We start from the raw sequence: 3,408 nt of genomic DNA on the forward strand, positions 1-3,408 counted from the left end.
CCGGCGTGGGCGTCGCAGCGGGGATTTCCACCGGGGCGGGCGGCGCGGGCGCCGCGCCGTCGGTGGGGGCGGGCGGCGGCGCGCAGCGTGGGTCGCCCGGCGCGGCGCACGGTACGTCCACACGCCGAATGTTCACGAAGCGGAGCTCGGCGGGGCGTGCCGGGTCGGTCGGCCGTACCACCTGGATGGCCTGGGTCGGCTCCCAGCTGGGCTGCGCCGTCCCCGCCACCGTGTAGCTGCACCCGGTGGCGGGCGGCAGGTCCGCGAACGCGACCACCCCGGCCCCATCGGTGGTTCCGCGCTGCGGGGCGATGCCGCACCCCTCGATCGTGAACTCCCAGCCCGGGCCCGGTCGTTCGAATCCGAGGATGTTCAGGACGTTGATGACCCGAACCGTGACCCGCGGCTCGGCGTAGAGGCAGAACACGGCCTCCGGCGAGGCAGGGGTGAGGGTCGCCGCGGCGAGCGTCGCGCCGCCGTGGGCGGGGTTGGCGGGGCAGCCGGGCCCGCCGGCATCGATGGTCCCAAGAGCCCAGCCGAGGTAGGCGTAACCCGGGGGCGCGACCGCGGCGAGGGTGAACGTCCCCGCCGGCAATCCGGGGAGTTCGGCAATCCCGATGGCGCTGAAGGCAAGAGGCTCGCCATCTGGTGCGAGGCCGGGACCGTGGACAGTCGCGGAGAAGCGTCCCGCAGCTCCCGTGCCGTCGGCGACGATGCCGCGGACGTGCAGGGTGGCGGCCGCCGGGCAGTCGACGGAGACGGTGGCGTCCTCCGAGCCCGCGTCGACGCCAGGGCCAGCGAAGCGCACGGTGTTTCGGTGTTCGCCGCAGACGGCGAAGTCCTCTGCCGGGACGGCGACGGGAATGGCGAGGCGATACCTTCCGGGGGCAGTGCCCTCGGGGATTTCGCACTCGATTTCATCCCCTTGGCGGAGGCACCAGCGGGCGAGTTCGCCCTCCAGCGGCCCGGGTGGCAACCCCAGCCCGATGGGGTCGGCGAGCTGGAGGCCGGCCGGGAGCGCGGCGCCGACGATGGCAACTTCGACGATCCAGCGGAAGGCGCCGCCGGGGCGAACCACCGGCGGATCGGCCACCTTTTCGACGACGACGGGCGTCACCCGCTCGTAGTAGAGGCAGATGACGCGCTGTTCGCCGGGCGGCACCGCGCTGAGGGTAGCGGGCAGTGCGGAGGCGGGGAGCGAGGGCGCGGCCTGGCAGACGCCACCATCGCCCGGGTAGCCAAGGCCAAGGCGGCGGAAGCCGAACCGGTCGGCGGCATCGACGAGGTACGCCGCGGCGAGGGGGACGTCGGAGAGGTGGGCGGGTGTGGCGACCCCGGCCTCACCCCGCAGCGGCTCGAGCGCACCGCCCTGCGCGAAGGGCGTCAGCACGAACCCGAAGCGCGCGGCGCCGGCCTCGCCGTTGGTGACGACGACCCGCACCTCGAAGGATACGCGCCGACAGAAGCGGAAGACGAAGTCGGCCGGCGGGTCGGCATCGACGGGGTCGCACGCTTCCCAGCCCGCGGGCGCCGTCGCGGAGACAATCCCAGCCCAGCCGGGCGGGAGCGTGCAGGTCCACCGAAGTGCGCCCGGGGGGGTATCCGGTGCTCCGCAGAGGTCGGCGGTGGGGCTAGGGCTCGGGTCGAAGGCGAAGGCCGGATAGCTGCCCTCGCCGGGCGGTGGCCCGCCGGCGAACGCGGCGTGGATCGTGACCGTGACCGGGCAGGCGGCGGGGTCGGCCGGGACGGTGTAGGCCGTCGATGCGGTGCCTCCGAGGCTGCCACCGAAGGGGGTGGCCGCGGCGCGGGCCGGGGGCAAGAGGAACGCGGAAGCGGTAGCGTTCAGCGTTCGTTCGTTGCAGGCGGGGGCCGGGAGCGGCGCCGCGACGGTGACGACGAGGGTGCCCCGCGCGGGAACCGTGCAGGTGAGCACGCCATCGGCGAGGTCGGCATCGGGGCAGCTGCCGCCGGCGGCAGCGACGAACGTGGTGGCGTCGGTCCGGAGTTCGACTGGCAAATCCAGGGCCTCGGCGTTGCTGACGGTAAGCTGCCAACGAGCGAGGCCGCCGGCGGGGCCGCCCGGATGTTTGCTCATCGCGATCGCCGGGAAGGCAGCCAGACGCGCGAACCGGAGGCAAACCACGGCCGTGGTGCCAGCGGCGAGGTCGACGGGAGCGCCGGCGGCATCCCAAGGGGCATAGGCCGCTGCCTCGCCGGGACAGGCCGGGCTGCCGCCGGCGAACGACCCATTCGCGACACCGTTGGGGAGCCAACCACCGGACCCGTCGGCGCCGACCGCGAATGCTCCGGGCTGGAGTTCCAGTTGGTGGAAGCTGCCGAAGCCAACGGGGCCCCAGCGGTCGGCGCGGGTACCGGCGGAGTCGCGCACGTCGCCGCCGTAGACGAGGCCGTCGTCGGGCGGGACGCCAGGCGAGCTATCGCGGACGGCGCCGACGAACAGGGTGGCGGTGGCCGGTGGCGGGGGCGTGAAGTCCACCATCAGGCACGCGACGGTCCGCTGCCCCGCGGTGATGGTGACGGTCGAAGCGGTCGCGCCGTAGGCACTGGGGCTCGCGGGGCAGGTCGGGGCGGTCGTGTGGCTACCTGCCGCCCAGCCGACGACCGACCAGCCTTCCGGCAGAGCTGGGACGGAGAGCCCGTACGAACCGGCAGCGAGCCCGATGGGCTGGGCGAAGCCACCCGCGGTCGCTTGCCATGAGGTGAGGGCAGAGCCCACCTGGACGACCGTGCCGGCGACCGTCGGCGGGGCGCCGCTCGCCCCAGGCGCCGGGACGACCCCGATGTGGAGCACGCCGCCGGTGAACGTGTTGCGGACGCAGATTTTCGGGCTGCCCGTGCCCGGCGCCACCGAGTTGGAGGCGGTGGTGAAGGTGAACCCGCTCGTGCCACAGGCCACCGATTGTGGCGAAACCTGCTTGTATCCGCCGAGTGTCCACCCCGTCCAAGCGGGCGGGGCGCTCTCGGTGACGGTGTGGACGAGGTTGGTCGGGACGGTGAAGTCCTGGGTCCGGTTGGAGGAGGTGACCGACCACGTCCCGTCACCGGCGTTGGTGATCTGGCCGGTGAAGGTGGCGGGCGGCGCGATGCCGAAATTGTCGACGATGACCTTTTCGACGCGGATGGTGCGAGTCGCGGTTTGGGCGCGCGCATCGTGGGCGAGCACCACCAAGAGGGCGCCGAACGCGGCGATGGCGAGGGGAAGGTGGCGGGCGATCCGGCGGCGGAGCATCGGCGAGCCCCGAGGGGAGTGGTCGGCTCACGAGCCGGTCGCCGCTCACGACGCTATCGCAGTCCTCTCGACGGGGCGCTCGGCCGAAAGCGGCGGGAATGTGCCGCAGGCGGGGAGAGGGCGTCAAGAGGGTCGGGCGCGGAGGGCGTCACTTTGGT

At 73.7% G+C, this 3,408-nt stretch carries 1 protein-coding gene; it reads right to left on the reverse strand.

Features of this window, described 5'->3' with window-relative positions; all coding sequences use genetic code 11:
- Nucleotides 1–3,250 (reverse strand): hypothetical protein (locus VAE53_RS10080; RefSeq protein ID WP_322819248.1); only part of this gene is annotated, 3,250 nt, incomplete at its 3' end.
- Between the last annotated feature and the right edge of the window lie 158 nt (nucleotides 3,251–3,408).

Origin of the sequence: Tepidiforma sp. (genome assembly GCF_034432735.1) — a bacterium.
Classification (GTDB): domain Bacteria; phylum Chloroflexota; class Dehalococcoidia; order Tepidiformales; family Tepidiformaceae; genus Tepidiforma.